Source organism: Maricaulis sp. (assembly GCF_017643475.1).
GTDB lineage: Bacteria > Pseudomonadota > Alphaproteobacteria > Caulobacterales > Maricaulaceae > Maricaulis.
In genome coordinates, this window is record NZ_JAEPNI010000001.1 from 229,982 (window position 1) to 246,223 (window position 16,242).

At 57.1% G+C, this 16,242-nt stretch carries 18 protein-coding genes; 8 read left to right on the top strand and 10 right to left on the bottom strand.

The genetic code is table 11. From position 1 onward, the window contains the following. Positions 1-6 precede the first annotated feature (6 nt). From JJ889_RS01130 to hslV, 3 genes are all read left to right on the top strand, one after another. Positions 7-1,014 (top strand): adenosine kinase, encoded by a 1,008-nt coding sequence (locus JJ889_RS01130; protein ID WP_291890922.1) that lies wholly within the window; start codon positions 7-9, stop codon positions 1,012-1,014. A 201-nt stretch (positions 1,015-1,215) separates the two neighbouring features. After that, on the top strand, positions 1,216-3,276 hold the full coding sequence (locus tag JJ889_RS01135) for an EAL domain-containing protein (RefSeq protein WP_291890923.1): 2,061 nt from the start codon (positions 1,216-1,218) through the stop codon (positions 3,274-3,276). A 93-nt stretch (positions 3,277-3,369) separates the two neighbouring features. Then, on the top strand, positions 3,370-3,930 hold the full coding sequence (hslV, locus tag JJ889_RS01140) for an ATP-dependent protease subunit HslV (RefSeq protein ID WP_291890924.1): 561 nt from the start codon (positions 3,370-3,372) through the stop codon (positions 3,928-3,930). Here the strand turns inward: hslV and JJ889_RS01145 are convergent. After that, positions 3,927-4,433, bottom strand: a complete 507-nt coding sequence (locus JJ889_RS01145; protein ID WP_291890925.1) for a hypothetical protein — start codon at positions 4,431-4,433, stop codon at positions 3,927-3,929. The genes hslV and JJ889_RS01145 overlap by 4 nt on opposite strands. Positions 4,434-4,489: 56 nt before the next feature. Beyond that, positions 4,490-4,909, bottom strand: a complete 420-nt coding sequence (locus JJ889_RS01150; RefSeq protein ID WP_291890926.1) for a VOC family protein — start codon at positions 4,907-4,909, stop codon at positions 4,490-4,492. Between the two features lie 79 nt (positions 4,910-4,988). Here JJ889_RS01150 and hslU point away from each other — a divergent pair, with 79 nt between their 5' ends. Beyond that, complete coding sequence (gene hslU, locus JJ889_RS01155; RefSeq protein ID WP_291890927.1) at positions 4,989-6,302, top strand: ATP-dependent protease ATPase subunit HslU; 1,314 nt, start codon at positions 4,989-4,991, stop codon at positions 6,300-6,302. On the opposite strand, the gene JJ889_RS01160 is transcribed toward hslU, so the two are convergent. From JJ889_RS01160 to JJ889_RS01170, 3 genes are read right to left on the bottom strand one after another with little or no spacing between them, the layout of a single operon-like run. Further along, a complete protein-coding gene (locus JJ889_RS01160) occupies positions 6,292-6,897 on the bottom strand; it encodes a Smr/MutS family protein (protein ID WP_291890928.1) in 606 nt (201 codons plus the stop codon). The genes hslU and JJ889_RS01160 overlap by 11 nt on opposite strands. A gap of 9 nt (positions 6,898-6,906) precedes the next feature. Next, positions 6,907-8,157, bottom strand: a complete 1,251-nt coding sequence (locus JJ889_RS01165; protein WP_291890929.1) for a murein transglycosylase A — start codon at positions 8,155-8,157, stop codon at positions 6,907-6,909. Further along, positions 8,141-8,770: a Tim44/TimA family putative adaptor protein gene (locus JJ889_RS01170; RefSeq protein ID WP_291890930.1), complete on the bottom strand. Its 630-nt coding sequence runs from the start codon at positions 8,768-8,770 to the stop codon at positions 8,141-8,143. The genes JJ889_RS01165 and JJ889_RS01170 overlap by 17 nt, the downstream gene beginning before the upstream one ends. Positions 8,771-8,957: 187 nt before the next feature. Here JJ889_RS01170 and secB point away from each other — a divergent pair, with 187 nt between their 5' ends. Then, a complete protein-coding gene (secB, locus tag JJ889_RS01175) occupies positions 8,958-9,476 on the top strand; it encodes a protein-export chaperone SecB (RefSeq protein WP_291890931.1) in 519 nt (172 codons plus the stop codon). Here the strand turns inward: secB and dnaQ are convergent. From dnaQ to JJ889_RS01200, 5 genes are read right to left on the bottom strand one after another with little or no spacing between them, the layout of a single operon-like run. Beyond that, a complete protein-coding gene (gene dnaQ / locus JJ889_RS01180) occupies positions 9,473-10,168 on the bottom strand; it encodes a DNA polymerase III subunit epsilon (protein ID WP_291890932.1) in 696 nt (231 codons plus the stop codon). The two genes, secB and dnaQ, sit on opposite strands and share 4 nt — an antisense overlap. Beyond that, positions 10,168-10,779 (bottom strand): dephospho-CoA kinase, encoded by a 612-nt coding sequence (gene coaE, locus JJ889_RS01185; protein ID WP_291890933.1) that lies wholly within the window; start codon positions 10,777-10,779, stop codon positions 10,168-10,170. Before coaE ends, dnaQ begins: the two co-directional genes overlap by 1 nt. After that, positions 10,776-11,600 (bottom strand): shikimate dehydrogenase, encoded by an 825-nt coding sequence (gene aroE, locus JJ889_RS01190; protein ID WP_291890934.1) that lies wholly within the window; start codon positions 11,598-11,600, stop codon positions 10,776-10,778. Before aroE ends, coaE begins: the two co-directional genes overlap by 4 nt. A 17-nt stretch (positions 11,601-11,617) precedes the next feature. Beyond that, a complete protein-coding gene (locus tag JJ889_RS01195; protein WP_291890935.1) occupies positions 11,618-12,211 on the bottom strand; it encodes a Maf family protein in 594 nt (197 codons plus the stop codon). Further along, on the bottom strand, positions 12,204-13,046 hold the full coding sequence (locus JJ889_RS01200) for a pyruvate, water dikinase regulatory protein (RefSeq protein ID WP_291890936.1): 843 nt from the start codon (positions 13,044-13,046) through the stop codon (positions 12,204-12,206). Before JJ889_RS01200 ends, JJ889_RS01195 begins: the two co-directional genes overlap by 8 nt. 434 nt (positions 13,047-13,480) lie before the next feature. Between JJ889_RS01200 and hemE the strand changes: the two genes are divergently transcribed. Genes hemE through JJ889_RS01215 form a run of 3 tightly spaced genes read left to right on the top strand, consistent with a single transcriptional unit; the run spans position 13,481 to position 16,021 of the window. Continuing rightward, positions 13,481-14,515: a uroporphyrinogen decarboxylase gene (hemE, locus tag JJ889_RS01205; RefSeq protein ID WP_291890937.1), complete on the top strand. Its 1,035-nt coding sequence runs from the start codon at positions 13,481-13,483 to the stop codon at positions 14,513-14,515. Positions 14,516-14,531: 16 nt separating this feature from the next. Next, entirely contained in the window at positions 14,532-15,569 is a 1,038-nt protein-coding gene (hemH, locus tag JJ889_RS01210) for a ferrochelatase (protein ID WP_291890938.1), read from the top strand. After that, positions 15,566-16,021: a CopD family protein gene (locus tag JJ889_RS01215; RefSeq protein WP_291890939.1), complete on the top strand. Its 456-nt coding sequence runs from the start codon at positions 15,566-15,568 to the stop codon at positions 16,019-16,021. The genes hemH and JJ889_RS01215 overlap by 4 nt, the downstream gene beginning before the upstream one ends. Positions 16,022-16,242 lie beyond the last annotated feature (221 nt).

Consider the following 16,242-nt stretch of genomic DNA (forward strand, 5'->3'; position numbering starts at 1 on the left):
AAACGAATGTCCCAATCCCGTTATGATGTCCTCGCTGTCGGCAATGCCATCGTCGATGTTCTCTCTCCGGCCACTGACGCCTTTCTGGAAAGCCAGGGAATTCCCAAGGGCGCCATGAACCTGATCGATGAGGAACGGGCGACCTCGCTTTATGCGGTAATGGAACCGGGAAAGGAAGCATCTGGCGGATCAGCGGCCAACACAGTGGCCGGGATTGCCTCGATGGGCGGCAAGGCGGCCTATATTGGCAAGGTCGCGGATGATCAGCTGGGTGAGATCTTCACGCATGACATCCGTGCCATTGGCGTTGATTTCGACACTCCGCCACTGAAAGACGGCCCGGCCACGGCGCGCTGCCTGATCAATGTCACCCCGGATGCGCAACGCTCCATGTCGACCTTCCTGGGCGCCGCAGCGCTTGTCACTGAAGAAGATGTTGCCGCCGACGCAGATAAGCTTCGCGCTTCTTCGATCATCTATCTCGAGGGCTATCTCTTCGACCGCGAAGAAGCCAAACGAGGTTACGTCCGCGCGGCAGAACTGGCAGCAGCAGCTGGCAAGCGAACGGCGCTGACCCTGTCCGACCTGTTCTGTGTCGACCGTCACCGCGCAGCCTTCCGCCACCTCGTGGCCAATCACATCGATATTCTGCTGGCCAATGAAGCCGAGATTACTGCGCTTTATGAGACCGAGGATTTTGACGAAGCTGTACGCCTTGTCGGCCAGGACGTCGAAGTTGCTGCCATCACCCGCAGCGAGAAGGGTGCCGTCATTGTTCGCGGTGAAGAGGTTGTGACCGTCGCTGCTGCGCCTGTCGACGAGCTCGTGGACACCACTGGTGCCGGCGATCTGTTTGCGGCCGGCTTCCTGTTAGGACTTGCCCGTGATCTGAGCCTGGAAGAGGCAGGAAAAATGGGCGTCATCTGCGCGGCGGAGATTATTTCCCACTTCGGAGCGCGTCCGGAGACCGCCCTGAAATCTCTAATTGAGGAAGGCGGAATAGGTCTGGCGTAAAGAAGATCTAAATGCGAATTCTCGAATTTATTGAAAAAATCCAGCGCTATTAACCACACCTCAAATGGTTGGTGAGACATTACTCCGTGATAAAGGGGCCGATTACGAAATCAGCCCCGAATAATGGTGGAGTAAACACGGTCAAAAAGACCGTGGTGTGGGGTAAAAATGGCGCCCATCCGCAAAGCGGTGTCGAGAGTCATGCGTTCGCTTGTGATGAAGTTCACTCTTCTCACCGGCGCTCTGATTTTCGCGATGACGTTCATGCTGATGACGTTGGAAAGCGTGTCCGCACAGCGCGAGACGCGTAACCTTCTGATCGATCGCAATGTCGCTACACTCAGTTCCGCGGCCAGCCGGCTGGCTGATAGTTTCAATTCCCGTGATGTCGAGTTTGTCGGCGCGTTCCTGACAGAACTGCGCGACAATATGGGTGCAGACGAAATCTACGCGGTGAACAACCGCCGCGAGCTGTTTGTCGAGGCTCTTGCTGATCCGGCCAGCGCCGAAAACATCCGCACTTCCGCAATAGCCGTTTCCTCACTTGGTGCCGGTGATATCCGTCACGAACTCAACGGCACGATTCTGCAACTCGCAGTGCCGGCCTATACGAGCCAGCGTCGTCTTTCCGGTGTGATCTACGCCCAGCTTGAACTGACCGAGCTGGTGACCTCGCGCAATGACATGATCAAGCGCCAGGCCCTGCTGGCATTGTTCGCTCTGGGCATTTTCCTGCCACTGGCCGCGCTTCTCGTGGGACGCGCCCTGCGCCCGATCCAGACGCTGACCGAGGCAGCCCGTCATGCCTCTTCAAAGACACTTGATACCCGCATCCGCATCAATACAGGCGACGAGCTGGAAGTTCTGGCCAATGCCTTCAACCGCATGTTTGCGCGCCTGGACGGCAATCTGAAACGCATTCACCGCCTGGCCTATGTCGATATGGTCACCGAGCTGCCGAACCGGGAACGTTTTCGCAAGGAAACTGAACGTGTCGCTCGCCGCGCCTTGGAAGAAGACCATTCCGGCGCTGTGTTGTTCGTCGATCTCGACCGCTTCAAGCGCGTCAATGATAGTCTGGGTATCGGCGAAGGTGATCGCCTATTGGAGATGGTCGGTCGCCGACTGACCGAAGTTGTCCGTGGCTGTGATCTTGCTGCCGACCGCATGGACGATCCATCCATGGTCGCCCGCCTGGGTGGTGATGAGTTCACTGCCCTCCTGCCCAAGATCCATGACAGTGCTGACGCTGCGCGTGTCGCCAACAAGCTTGTCGACGCTATCCGTCTGCCGTTTGAAATCGGTGGCCACCAGGTCTTCCTGGGTGCCAGTATCGGTGTCGCTGTCTTCCCTCAGGATGGCGCTGACCCGGAAACACTGATGCGTCATGCCGACCTGGCCATGGCGCACGCCAAGCGCGCCGGTGGTGCCTCTGCTCAATTCTTCGAGCCGACCATGAACCAGTCCGCCTTCGAGCGCCTGGTGCTGGAAAACGAACTTCGTGACGCCGTACAGAAAGACGAGCTGGTCGTCTTCTATCAGCCGAAAGTCCTGATGAAGGACGGTTCCATCGCCGGCGCTGAAGCGCTAGTACGCTGGCAGCATCCGACGGCTGGACTGTTATCTCCGGGCGCTTTTATCGAGGCTGCGGAAGAATGCGGGCTGATTGGTGAAATTGGAGACTGGGTCCTGCGCCGGGCGTGCAAACAGGCTGCTGCCTGGCGTGCTGCAGGGCTGGAAATCCCGGTCGCCGTCAATGTGTCGGCGATGCAGTTCGACCGCGAAGGCTTCTCGCAGAGTGTACTTGATGCTCTTGAAGACGCCGAACTGCCTCCGCACCTGCTCGAGCTCGAGCTGACGGAATCGATTGCCATGGAAAATCCGGAGCGGGTGATCGAACAGGTCCAGCCGCTGCGCGACAAGGGTGTGAATTTCGCCATCGATGATTTTGGCACCGGCCATTCATCACTGGCCTATCTCACCCGCATGCCGTTCGACGTGTTCAAGATCGATATGAGCTTTGTCCGCAACATGACGACGGATCCGCATGCCCGCATCGTTGTCGAGACGATCCTGGCCATGGCCAAGTCCCTCAAGCTGGAAACGGTCGCCGAGGGTGTGGAAACACCCGAACAGATGACCATGCTCAAGGCGATGGGCGCGACCCTTGCCCAGGGTTTCCTGTTCGGCCGTCCGATGCCGTATGACCAGTTCATGGAGTATGCCGAGGACGCTTTTGTCCCGCGTGCCGTGGGTGAATAGGGCCTGACAATACACTCCGTTCTGGACCAAGGGGTTGATCCGGCAGGCCGGATTGGCCAAATGCTTGGTTTCACGTGAAACGGAGCTGCCAGCATGACCCAGGATTACGCAGACGCCTCTCAATGGCGCGGAACCACGATCTGCGCGGTTCGCAAGGGTGGTCGGCTGGTCATCGCCGGTGATGGCCAGGTCTCGATCGGGCCCACGGTCATGAAAGGCAATGCCAAAAAGGTCCGCCGCCTGGCGGGTGGTCGGGTTGTCGCCGGTTTCGCTGGCGCGACCGCCGATGCCTTCGCCCTGTTTGAACGCCTCGAAGCCAAGCTGGAACAACACCCGGCCCAGCTTGCCAGGGCCTGCGTAGAGCTGGCCAAGGATTGGCGCACGGATCGTTACATGCGGCGCCTTGAAGCGATGCTGATCGTCGCCGACGCCGACGCGACATTCCTGCTCACGGGTGCTGGTGATGTGCTGGAACCGGAAGACGGTGTTGTCGCAGTCGGATCCGGAGGCAATTACGCCCTCTCCGCGGCGCGCGCCCTGATGCATTATGAAGACGATCCGGAAGTCATCGCCCGCAAGGCCATGGCCATCGCATCGCGCATCTGCGTCTACACCAATGACAATCTGACGGTCGAGACGATCGAGGCCGGCTAGCGCTTCTTCTTCCAGAACTGATCACGATCCAGCACATCCTCGGCCCAGAGATTGATGATCAGCGTCGTCAGCAAAAGCTGGAAAACGAGGATCGGACCAAACGTCGGAAACCCGGCTATTCCATTGAACAACACGTTCGTGGACAGGATAAGGCTGTCGACTCGATAAAGTATGAAGGACAGAAGGAAAGCGGGCACCGTCATCGCGCTGCGCCGGAGCATCAACCAGACACACGCCCACGACAGGACAAGCGAGGAATAGAAGGCGACTTCCTGCTGCCAGTTGAGCGATGCGAAAAAGCCATACGCATCCCAGTTCCACAGGCCCTGTGGCCAGACTTGCAGCACAACCAGAAGCTCGATCACCGCCCAGCCGGTCGAGTAGACGTTCATGATGACGAGCAACCCCATGGCCACGCCATAAAGTCTGCGATGGCGTAGTACCATGACGGGTCTGGTTGCCAGCGTCATGTCTCCGGTTTCGGTGGAATCGGCCCCTGTCATAAGCGAATTCTGGATTTCGCCCGTAACCGTGTCAAAACATTCCAGGCTTTGGATTATTACCTGGCGAACACTTGGTCATCGTTGCGGAAGCTCTTGAATTCGAGTGCATTCCCTGCGGGGTCACGAACAAAGAATGTTCCCTGTTCTCCAGACTCGCCGGCAAAACGCACATAGGGCTCGATGACAAACTCTGTGCCTGCGTTTCGAAAACGGTGAGCCAGGGTTTGCCATTCATCCCATTCCAGGATGACACCGAAATGGCGAACAGGAACCTGTTTCCCGTCAACATGGCCGGTTTGGGCGGGCGCACACTCCTCGGGCGCCAGATGAGCCACCACCTGATGACCGAACATGTTGAAATCAATCCAGTTGTTCGAAGATCGCCCCTCAGAACACCCCATCAGACCCGCATAGAAACTGCGCGCCGCCTCAAGATCATTGACAGGAAAGGCGAGGTGGAAACGGGGTCGCGTCATAACGGATCTCACATCAGGACTGGTTTTGCTTCTTCGCTCTGATTACATCCTTATCACCGAACAACAAATGGCTCGCCCGATGACTGACTTCTCGCCCCGCGAAATCGTATCCGAACTCGACCGCCACATCGTTGGCCAGGCCGAGGCCAAGAAAGCTGTCGCCATTGCCCTGCGCAATCGCTGGCGCCGTCGGCAGCTGGATGCGGATCTGGCTGAGGAAGTCACGCCGAAAAATATTCTGATGATCGGCCCCACCGGTGTCGGCAAGACCGAGATTTCTCGCCGTCTGGCCAAACTGGCCCAGGCTCCTTTCATCAAGATCGAAGCAACGAAATTCACCGAGGTGGGTTATGTCGGCCGCGATGTCGACCAGATCGCGCGCGACCTCGTTGAAATCGCCATAAGCCTGGTGCGCGAGAAAAAGCGCGAGGAAGTCAAAGCCAAGGCCCATGCCGCAGCGGAGAACCGTGTGCTGGAAGCACTTGTCGGCCCTACCGCCAGCGAGTCCACACGGGACAGTTTCCGCAAACGCCTGCGGACCGGGGAGCTCGACGACAAGGATGTCGAGATCAAGATCTCCGAAACCAGCTCCCCGCTACAGATGCTGGACATTCCCGGCATGCCGGCGGGCGGTGGTGGCGCCGGTGTGCTCAATCTCGGCGACCTCTTGGGCAAGGGTTTCGGCCAGCAGTCCAAGACTGTGCGCATGAAGGTCAAGGACGCCTATGAGCCACTGATCAACGAGGAAGCCGACAAGCTGATCGACGACGCCCAGATCACCGCAGAAGCGATCAAGCTGGCCGAGAATGAAGGCATTGTTTTCCTGGACGAAATCGACAAGATCGCCGCCCGTTCCGACGCCCGTGGCGGGGATGTCAGCCGTGAAGGCGTTCAGCGTGACCTTCTGCCCCTGATCGAAGGAACCACTGTTTCGACCAAGCACGGCGCCGTGAAGACAGACCACATCCTCTTCATCGCCTCGGGCGCATTCCACGTGGCCAAACCCTCCGACATGCTGCCCGAGCTGCAGGGTCGCCTGCCAATCCGGGTCGAACTGTCAGCGCTGACCAAGGCAGATTTCCAGCGTATCCTCACGGAACCGGAAGCCAGCCTCATCCGCCAGTACACGGAATTGCTGAAGACCGAGGGTGTCACCCTGGAATTCGGCGAGGATGCGATCGACGCGATCGCCGAACTGGCGGCCAATGTGAACTCGACTGTCGAGAATATCGGTGCGCGCCGGCTTCAGACCATCATGGAAAAGCTGGTCGAGGATATTTCCTTCACCGCTTCCGACCGTGATGGCGAGACGATCCGGATTGACGCCGATTATGTTCGGGAACAGGTCGGTGAACTGGCCAAGAATGCAGATCTGAGCAAGTTCATTCTCTAGGCAGGGCTGATTTCGGGCTTACCCTCAGAGTGACATAAAACGCCCCGGCGCCGCCGTGCCGCGTATGCGCGGACGAGTACCCTGACACCCACTGACGCAAAGTAGAATTACCAAGCCATTCCGGTAATTTACGCCTAAGAACCCCAGGCTTTTCTGGATAATCCCACGGCGCGTCTTCTCGATCTCTCTGGGACAGGCCCTTGCCGGTGATCACCAGCACATTGCGATAGCCCTCACTCCAGGCCATGCGCAGAAAGTGAGTCAGGGTGGACAATGCCTGGTCCTGGGTCAGCCCGTGCAGATCTATGCGCGCATCCAGCTCCAGCTTGCCCCGCCGATGGCGACGCTCCGCACTCCGGTCAACCGGCACGGGGACATGATGATGGGGCGGATGCGAATGATTGGGCCGACGCGCAGGTTTTTTCGCGGGAGATCGGGACTTGGTCTTCGGTTTGGGGTGTTCAGGGCGCGCCGAGGGCGCAGCAATCTCATCCTCAAGCGAGCGCTTCCTGCTCTCGTCAATCGGGGTCACAGATCGCGCAATCTTGCGCCATTCCGCCTTTTCACCCGGGCTGAGGACACGTTTGCGGATCATCACAAAACCCTAGGCCGGCGGGGTGGCATCGATAATACGCTGGGCGACAGCGGTCGGTAAAAGAACGTACCAGCTGGCCTGGGCGCGGGTCGTGCCTGCGCGACGTTCCGCTGTATCGTCCCAGCCCCAGAAAAAATCACCCCGGATAGGACCATTGATAGCACCGCCGGAATCCTGGGCAACCACCAGGCCCGACCACGTATCCAGCTCCGGCAGATCAGCACTCAGCCAGATCGGCACGCCGTGCGCATGCTGCGAGGTATCGACGGCGATAGATGCCATGGGTGTCAGCGCAACGCCGGATGAGCCCGACGGTCCGAGGTCAGGATCGGTCAATGGCTGGGTCTGGAAAAAGACGTAACGTGGATTGACCGCAAAAAGCTCTGCCGTAGCCTCAGGTCCATTGTCATTGAGCCACCGCTCAATCCCCTGTTTCGACGCTGCGTGACGCTCGAGCTCACCGCGGCGGATCAATTCACGACCAATAGATCGGTAGGGCAGGCCATTATGCGCGGCAAAAGCGGCACGCTCCTGCCTCCCGTCAGGATAAACCAGACGGCCAGATCCCTGGATCTGCAGGAAAAACACGTCGATAGGGCGTCCCCAGGCGATGACCTCTCCGCGATCCTGACGCTCGATTTCATCGCGATCGCGATAGTAAACCAGCTGACCATTTTCGACACGACCGACCAGCCGACGTCCGGCCAATTCCTCATCAAACCGGCCCAGATCGACCGTCACCAGGTCATCCGGTCTGCGACGAAGCGGTTGGGCGAACTCGACGGAGGATTCCTCGCGCACTTCCACAAAGGGTTCATAATATCCAGTCAGCAGGCCCGTTTCGGCTGGCTCAACCGTGTCATCTTCACCCACAGCGATGATGCGGATAGGTGTGAACACAGCTTCCAGCGCTTGGCGACGAGAGGCCGGATCACTACCTGCCATGGTCGCCGCTGCACAGGCACCGCGCCAGTCACCGACCGTTCCTGCCCATTCCGCTCGTGGATTGAGAGGACGATCCTCCGCCCGGCCGTGCCATTGCTCGCAAGATCGCAGGAAAGCCGAAATACCTGCTAGAGGGTCGCTGGACTGCCAGTCGCGCAAGGCATCCCAGTGAGCCGGGACAAGCTGAAGCTGATCGGGCAGAACAACTTCCGGCTCCGGTGTTGCTTCGACCGGTTCTTCGACGGGTTCAGGTTGCTGGCATGCCGCCAGGAAGACCAGGCTGGAAATCAGGCCGCGCCTAAGCCACGGAGACACTGGACAGCTCCCAATTGGGATCAGAGCTCGTGGTCTTGCGCTGGAAAGTCCAGTATTCCACCGTCTTTGCCAGATTGGCGAGATCACCGCTGACAAGTTTGCCCGTTTCATCACGCGTTTCGGTCGCAATCTCTGCCTCGAAACGGATTTTCACCCGGGCCGTGCCCGAATGGTGTTCCGCCTCGGTAATATCCGCAGATTTGATGCGATCGATTTCGGAATTGACCGTTTCTCCACGTTTATCGCGAGCATCGATTGCCGAGACATAGCGTTTGAGTACATCCGGCGCGAGCAAGTCTGAGAGCGCGTCGCGATCGCCGGCGGCAAAGGCTTCGACAATCATGCGATAGGCCCGCTTGGCGCCAACAACAAACTCGTTTGGGTCGAAACGGCTGTCAGCTGCAGCTATCGCTTCCAGGCCGGCCGCGGCCGGACCCTCAAACGCCGGACGCAGTGGGGAAGTCGATCCCGGCATGCCGATCCCAGCGGGCGAGACATTGTCAGAGCTAGGTGCCTCCATATGGCCTTCATGCCGCCCCAGCACAGTGAACAGCTTGAATCCAAAAAACACGGCTATGCCGCCGAAAATGAGAATGGTGAGTAGATCGATCATTCCGTCAGCGTCCTGATTGGCTGTCCAGTTGGCACCAAATTCAATACTAGAACATTTTGGCGCTTCGTCAGCTAGTTCAATATCAGGCTTACAGCTTGCCGCCCTATCGCTCGCATGCTAACCGGCCCGCTTCGTATATCTGGCCCCTTGGGCCTGTTAATCAACGCTGACCCGCCAGGGGACAATTATGGCCGACGCTCCGAACACGCCTGCAGAAGGCGAAATGCCGAAAGCTCCGTCGCTTCGCATCCTCACCCAGTTCATCAAGGACCTCTCCTTCGAGAACCCGTCCTACACGGATTCTGCACGCAGCTCGAAGCCGCCGAACATTGATCTGGGAATTGACGTCCAGGCACGCACCATCAGCCCCGACACGTATGAAGTCACGCTGAACTTCTCGGCGCGTGCGGCTGGCGAAAATGATGACGTCGTCTTCATTGCAGAGCTGGCCTATGCCGGCCTGTTCCAGATGGCGAACATTGCAGATGCCGACCGTGAGCCTTTCCTGCTGATCGAATGCCCGCGCATGATCTTCCCGTTCGCCCGTCGTATCCTGGCGGACGTCACGCGTGATGGTGGCTTCCCGCCGCTGATGCTGGACCCGGTCGATTTCGCGAACCTTTACCGTGCTCAGCTGGCCAAACGTGCTGCAGCTGCCCCGGGCGCCGACACCAATGGCAATGGCGAGCCGGCTGCTGCCAACTAATTCAGCGCTTTAAGCTGTTTCCAGAGCGCGTCTTCGCCCATTTCGTCGATAAAGGCGGCGTGGGCGGCGCGCTCTGTTTCGTTGACGCGACCTGATAACTCGCGTGACCGCACCGGACGAACAGGGAATTCAACCTTGCCGCCACTGGTTTCCGCTTTGCCGGCCAAGTCCAGCGCGCGAGTCCGACCTCCAGTCAGCTCAAGATAAACTTCCGCCAACAATAGGGAGTCAATCAGAGCGCCGTGTTTCTCTCGTGTTTCCAGCGAGATATCAAAACGCTTACACAAGGCGTCCAGGGATACATAACTGCCCGGGAACATGGCCCGGGCGATGCGCGCTGTATCCTTGAACCGGTTTTCGGCATACGGCTGCTTGCCGAGCCGGACCATTTCCATATTGATGAAACCCCGGTCAAACGGCGCATTGTGTGCGACCATGACGGCATCACCGACAAAATCGATAAAGTCCTGTGCGACTTCGGCAAATACCGGCTTGTCTGCGAGGAAATCATCCGTAAGGCCGGTAATCTCGACAACTTCCTGGGGCGTGGAACGTTCTGGATTGATATAGGCGTGAAACGTCTTGCCTGTTGGAATGCAATCGATGACCTCGACACAGCCCAGTTCGGTGATGCGATCACCACCATTGGCTTCAAGCCCGGTCGTCTCGGTATCGAATACAATCTCGCGCATCAGCCCAGTTCGCCCTCTGTCTTGCGTCGCCGAATATCTGCCAGAATATCGCGCACCTGTTCGCGCGCCAGATCAAGACCCTGAGAGGTCTCAACCGCGTAATCCGACCGTTTGAGCTTTTCCGTTTCTGGCATCTGTCTGGCAAGGATCAAATCCAGCTTTTCTTCAGTCATGCCTGGCCGATCCAGTACGCGCTTGCGACGAACATTGTCAGGAGCATGACAGACAATGATGACATCGACAGCCTCTTCACCGCCAGTTTCAAAGAGAAGCGGAATATCAAAGAGAACGGCCTCGGCCTGGTCATTTCTTGCCGCTTGCAGGAAAGCTTCGCGCGCCGACTCCACGAGCGGATGAACAATCGCCTCAAGTTGCGCAAAACCTGCCGGATCTACCTTCAGAACCGCGGATAACCGAGCCCGGTCAACCGCACCGTCAGTGATCACATCACCGAAGACAGCGGCGATGGGTTCAACAGCCGCGCCGCCAGCAGCGTAAAGTGCGTGGACGGCCGCATCGGAATCGAAAACCGGAACACCTTCGGCCGCGAACAGAGCAGCTGTTGCTGACTTACCCATGCCAATCGATCCGGTGAGGCCCATGCGGATCATTTTGCCTCACGCAGCTTTGTTTCCAGCAAGGATCGAATATCCGCACCCTGTGGAGCCGCTACGCCGAAAAATGCCTCGAAGCTGGGTTTTCCCTGTTCGATCAACATGCCCAGACCGTCTATGCCTGTCAGATCACGATTGCGGGCATCCGCGAGAAATTGGGTTTCGAGGGGCGTATATACGGTATCGATAGCGACAAGGCTGTCCCTGGCTTGCCCCCATTCCATTTCCAGCGGAATCTGCCCCTTCAGCCCCAGCGAAGTCGCGTTCACCACAATATCGACCTGATCCAAAAGACCATTGCGATTATCCCATCCCACTATTTCAGTATCCGGCGCGATTTCGCGGGCAATTTCACGGGCTTTTCCAAGACTTCGATTGGCGATTGCAAGCTCTCGAGCGCCGGCATCCTTCAAACCATATGTCACGGCACGAGAAGCGCCACCTGCGCCCAGCACCAGAACAGACTTGCCTTTAGGGTCCACGCCAGCAATTCGCAAAGATGAAATGAAACCAACAGCATCAGTGTTGTCTGCGTGAATTTCCCCATCAACAAATGTCAAGAGATTGGCAGCACCGATCTTGTCCGCTGCGTCCGAAATCCGGTTGGCCAGGGTCAGGGCTTCAGTCTTGTGCGGCAGGGTAACATTCAGGCCCTTCAACCCAGCGCGATAAAGCGCCATGACAACGGGGGCAAACATGTGCGGTGTGGCGACATATGGTGTGTAAATCGCATCCAGGCCGGCAGCATCGATCCAGCGTGACATCATCAAAGGTGACAGTGAATGGGCAATCGGCTGACCGATCACACCGGCGGTCATCGCAGCTCCGGTCGGTGTCATGTTTCGATCACTCCAAATTCACGCAAAGCTTCCAGCAACGGCAGCAGGGGTAGTCCCAGAATCGCGTAATAGTCGCCCTCGACCGTCTCGAACAATTGCGCGCCCAGGCCTTCATAGGCATAGGCGCCAACACTGGCTGTCAGGGCATCTCCGGCTTGTTCCAGATAGGTCTCGAGGAATGAGCCTGAAAACTCGCGGACATGAATGGTCGATGTGCGTGATAGCGACCAGATCTCCTCACCATCCCGATGTAGAGAGAGACCAGAATGCAGATAATGAGGTTTGCCACGCATGCGTTTCAGCCGGTCGCGAGCCAGTGCAGCGTCCGGCAATTTGTCGAGCAGCTGACCTTCCAGTTCCATGGTCTGGTCAGCACCCAGAACAATCTCACCCGGCAATCTGGCTGATACCTGGCGAGACTTGGCCCGGCCAAGCAGAAGCGCCATTTCCGCCGGGTTCAGATCCGCATGCTTTTCCTTGAGCTCCGTTTCGTCCACATCCGATTTGTCGACCCGAAAAGGAATACAGGCCTGTTCAAGCACCAGCCGACGGATCTGACTTCCCGATGCCAGCACCAGGGAACTACTCATCTTTGGCTCTTTTCTCGTTGAGAAGATTAATGATTTTCGCCGCAGTTTCTTCAATCGAACGACGCGTTACATCAATCGAGGGCCAGCCATGTTTCGCATAAAGTCGCTTGGCGTGAAGGACTTCCTCGCGAACTGTGAAATCATCAATGTAATCCGTATCGCGATCCTCGTTCAGCGACAGAAGGCGATTACGACGGATTTGAACAATACGTTCCGGCGAAGCGGTCAGACCCACGATCAGGGGTTTTTTCAGACTGGCAAGATCGGTTGGAAGCGGCGCGGATTGTACCAGGGGAATGTTTGCCGCCCGGAAACCACGATGCGCCAGATAGATACTGGTCGGTGTCTTGGACGTCCGGCTGACACCCAGCAAAATAATGTCCGCGGCCTCGAAATTATCACCTTGTCCGTCATCATGGGACATAGCGTAATTCATGGCTTCAATCCGGTGATAATACTGCGCATCGAGAGATCGCTGTGCACCGGCGCGACTAGCAATAGGTCTTTGAAGATAGGAACTTAACGTCGCCAACATCGGATCGAGGACGGCAATCGCCGGAACACCGATTTCCATACACCGGGTCTCCAGTTCACGACGCAGGTCCGGATTAACGATGGTGTACATGACAACACCGGGATAACCCGCAACTTCTTCAAGCACCCGGTCCAGCTGACGCGATGATCTGACCAGGGCATAGAGATGTTCAAGCGGATTGGTGTTTTCAAACTGGGCTACGGAAGCACGCATGACCTCCATCAGCGTTTCACCGGTCGAATCCGAGACCATGTGAATGTGAAAACAGGTATCGATGGGGGGCTGTTCGCTGTCCGTCATCACGCGCTCGATCTGTTAACGACTTGTTAATAACTTGGGCCGTTGTCCTCAATCCACCGATCGATGATTTTCGGCTGTGGGTAATACCCGGTCATACCCCGATAATTTCACAGATTTGTCCACAGTGATGCTGTGTGTTGATAAGCCTGTGAGTGAATTTTCCGGGGATAATAAGATCACAAGGTTTTACCGGTTTATCAACAACACTTTTGTCTACATGATGTTGTTATAAATAACCTAATTCCGTTTATACCGGATAAGATACTGACGAAACTTAGGAGTTATCCAGCTGACAAATATGTCCTCAGCATGCGGATAAACGAGATACCCCCGACACTCACAGTACAACAACTACGACTCCCTAATTCTATTATTAAAGGGGAAGTGAAAACGCCGCATTGAACCTGTGGACGGAGCGTCCTAAAGCACTCGGTATGACCGATGATGTTTCAAAACCGATCCTCAATGTCCTGAAAGGTGAGACGCTCTCACCACCTCCCATCTGGATGATGCGCCAGGCTGGCCGTTATTTGGCCGAATACCGGGAAGTTCGCTCCCGGGCGAAGGACTTCATTGATTTCTGCTTCTCGCCGGATCTCGCATCAGAAGTGACGCTGCAGCCGATCCGCCGGTTTGGCTTTGATGCAGCGATTATGTTTGCAGACATTCTGCTTATACCGATCGCCCTGGGCCGACGGGTCTGGTTTGTCACCGGCGAAGGTCCCAAGCTGGACCCGTTCGATGTTGCCAATTTTCAGGAGCTGGCTGACAAACGTGACGACAGCGTGCTTGCATCGATTGGTGAGACCCTTCGTCTGACCAAGGCGGATTTGCCACCGGAAACGACGCTGATCGGATTTGCCGGAGCGCCGTGGACGGTTGCGACCTATATGGTCGAGGGTGGTGGGTCCAAGGATCGTTTCAAAACACGCGTAGCCGCCTACGACAAGGCAGAAGCATTTGACGCGATGATGGACATCATTGCCGACGCCACTGCGGATTATCTGGTCATGCAGGCCCATGCGGGTGCTGAAGTCCTGAAAATTTTCGACAGCTGGGCGGAAGGTCTTCCGGAGCCTTTGTTTGACCGGGTTATCATTCGTCCGACCAAACGAATTGTGGACCGGATCCGGGCGCAGGGCGTTGATCTTCCGATCATTGGCTTTCCGCGTGGCGCGGGAACGCTCTACCCGAAATATGCCCGCGAGACCGGCGTGACGGCGCTGGCCCTTGATACGGCGGTTGATCCGAAATGGATGGATGAAAACCTGCCAAAGGGCCTGCCGGTTCAGGGCCATCTCGATCCGGCGGTTCTGCGCACCGGTAGCGCGGTCCTGAAGGCCGAGGTGGATCGTCTTGTGGACGCCTGGTCTGACCGGCCCCATATCTTCAACCTTGGTCACGGGATCACACCTGACGTGCCTGTTGCCCATGTTGAACAATTGATCCGGTCGGTTCGCGACCGCTAACCGGCAGGCGAATTCCATGAAGCTAGCAATTGCGGCCTTTAATCTCGGAGGACCGGACAAGCCCGAAGCTGTGCGTCCCTTCCTGCGCAATCTGTTCCGTGATCCGGCCATTATCCAGGCTCCAGGTCCGATCCGAGAAATGCTGGCCTGGTTGATTTCCACGACGCGAGCAAAATCCGCGCGCGAGAATTACGCGAAGATGGGTGGCGGATCACCGCTTGTGCCGGAAACCCAGAAACAACTTGATGCGCTGGAGGCTGAACTACGGTCGCGGCATACTGACCTCGAGGTCAGAATCTGGCCGGCAATGCGGTACTGGCATCCCTTCACCGAGGAAACGGCCAGGGAAATCGAGGCCTGGCAGCCAGACAGGGTCATCTTGCTACCGCTTTACCCACAATTCTCGACGACAACGACGGCCTCCTCGCTTGATGCCTGGACGTCAGCCACGCCCCTGGAAGCTGAAACGATCTGTTGCTATCCGACAGAAGAGGCATTCGTCGACGCCCATGTAGCGCTGTTGCGGGAAACGCTGTCCGGCATCGATGATCTATCCAACACTCGTGTTCTGTTCTCGGCGCATGGACTGCCCAAGAAAATTGTCGACGAGGGTGATCCCTACCAATGGCAGGTCGAGCAGACGGTGGCGGCGGTGGTCGAGAAAATGCCCGAGATCACCGATCACGAGATCTGTTATCAAAGCCGTGTCGGTCCGTTGGAATGGATTGGACCGTCCACCGATGATGCTATCGAGCGTGCAGGCAAGGCGTGCAAGAATATCGTTTTAACGCCAATCGCCTTTGTCTCCGAACATATCGAGACCCTTGTCGAGCTGGATGAGGAATATGCGGAGCTTGCATCAGAGCATGGCGTTCCAATGTATCTGCGTGTACCGGCACTGGGCACCCAGCCAGCTTTCATCAAATCATTGGCTGACATGGTCGATACGCGTCTCAACCAGTCCTACGGCTTGGCGCCGGACACGCGGTCTCGTATATGTCCGCGCGGGTTCGGCAAATGCCGATGTGCGATTTCGGGAAGCCTGGAAGCATGATCCTTGCAGCGTATGACTGGCTGAGAGCCCTGCATATCCTGGCGGTGATCGCCTGGATGGCGGGTCTGCTCTATCTGCCGCGCCTCTATGTCTATCATGCACAAGCCGAAGCCGGTGGCGAGTTTGACCAGACTGCCCGCCTGCAGGAACGCCGGCTGCTCAAGGTGATCATGAATCCGGCCATGATCGCGACCTGGATCTTTGGTTTGCTTCTGGTGTGGTCAAATGCCGAGCGCGCGGGCGGTTGGGAGATTTTTCTCGACTGGTCCTGGATCGCAAAATTTGTGCTGATCTCAGCGATGACGGGCATCCACCACGTGTTCGCGGACCGGTTCAAGAAGTTCGAATCTGGCACAAATGACTGGGAACATAAGCGCTATCGCATCCTGAACGAGATCCCGTTTGTGCTCGCCATCCTGATCGTGTTGATCGCCGTCGTCGCGTTGAAATGACACAAGCACAACCGGGCAATGCTTGACCGTGCAGTCAAGGCGTGGCAAGCAGAATTGAACTCTATGTGAGACCTCTCTTTCATTGACAGATTGGGCATCTATCCGAGATGTCAGTGTCAATTTCTGACCAATTCGGGTGTTTAGGCGTTTCCGGCACCCTTCTTGCTTCGATTGCACCAACTCCGACCGGAGCTGGCCTCGACGTTCCCTGTGAAGATCCA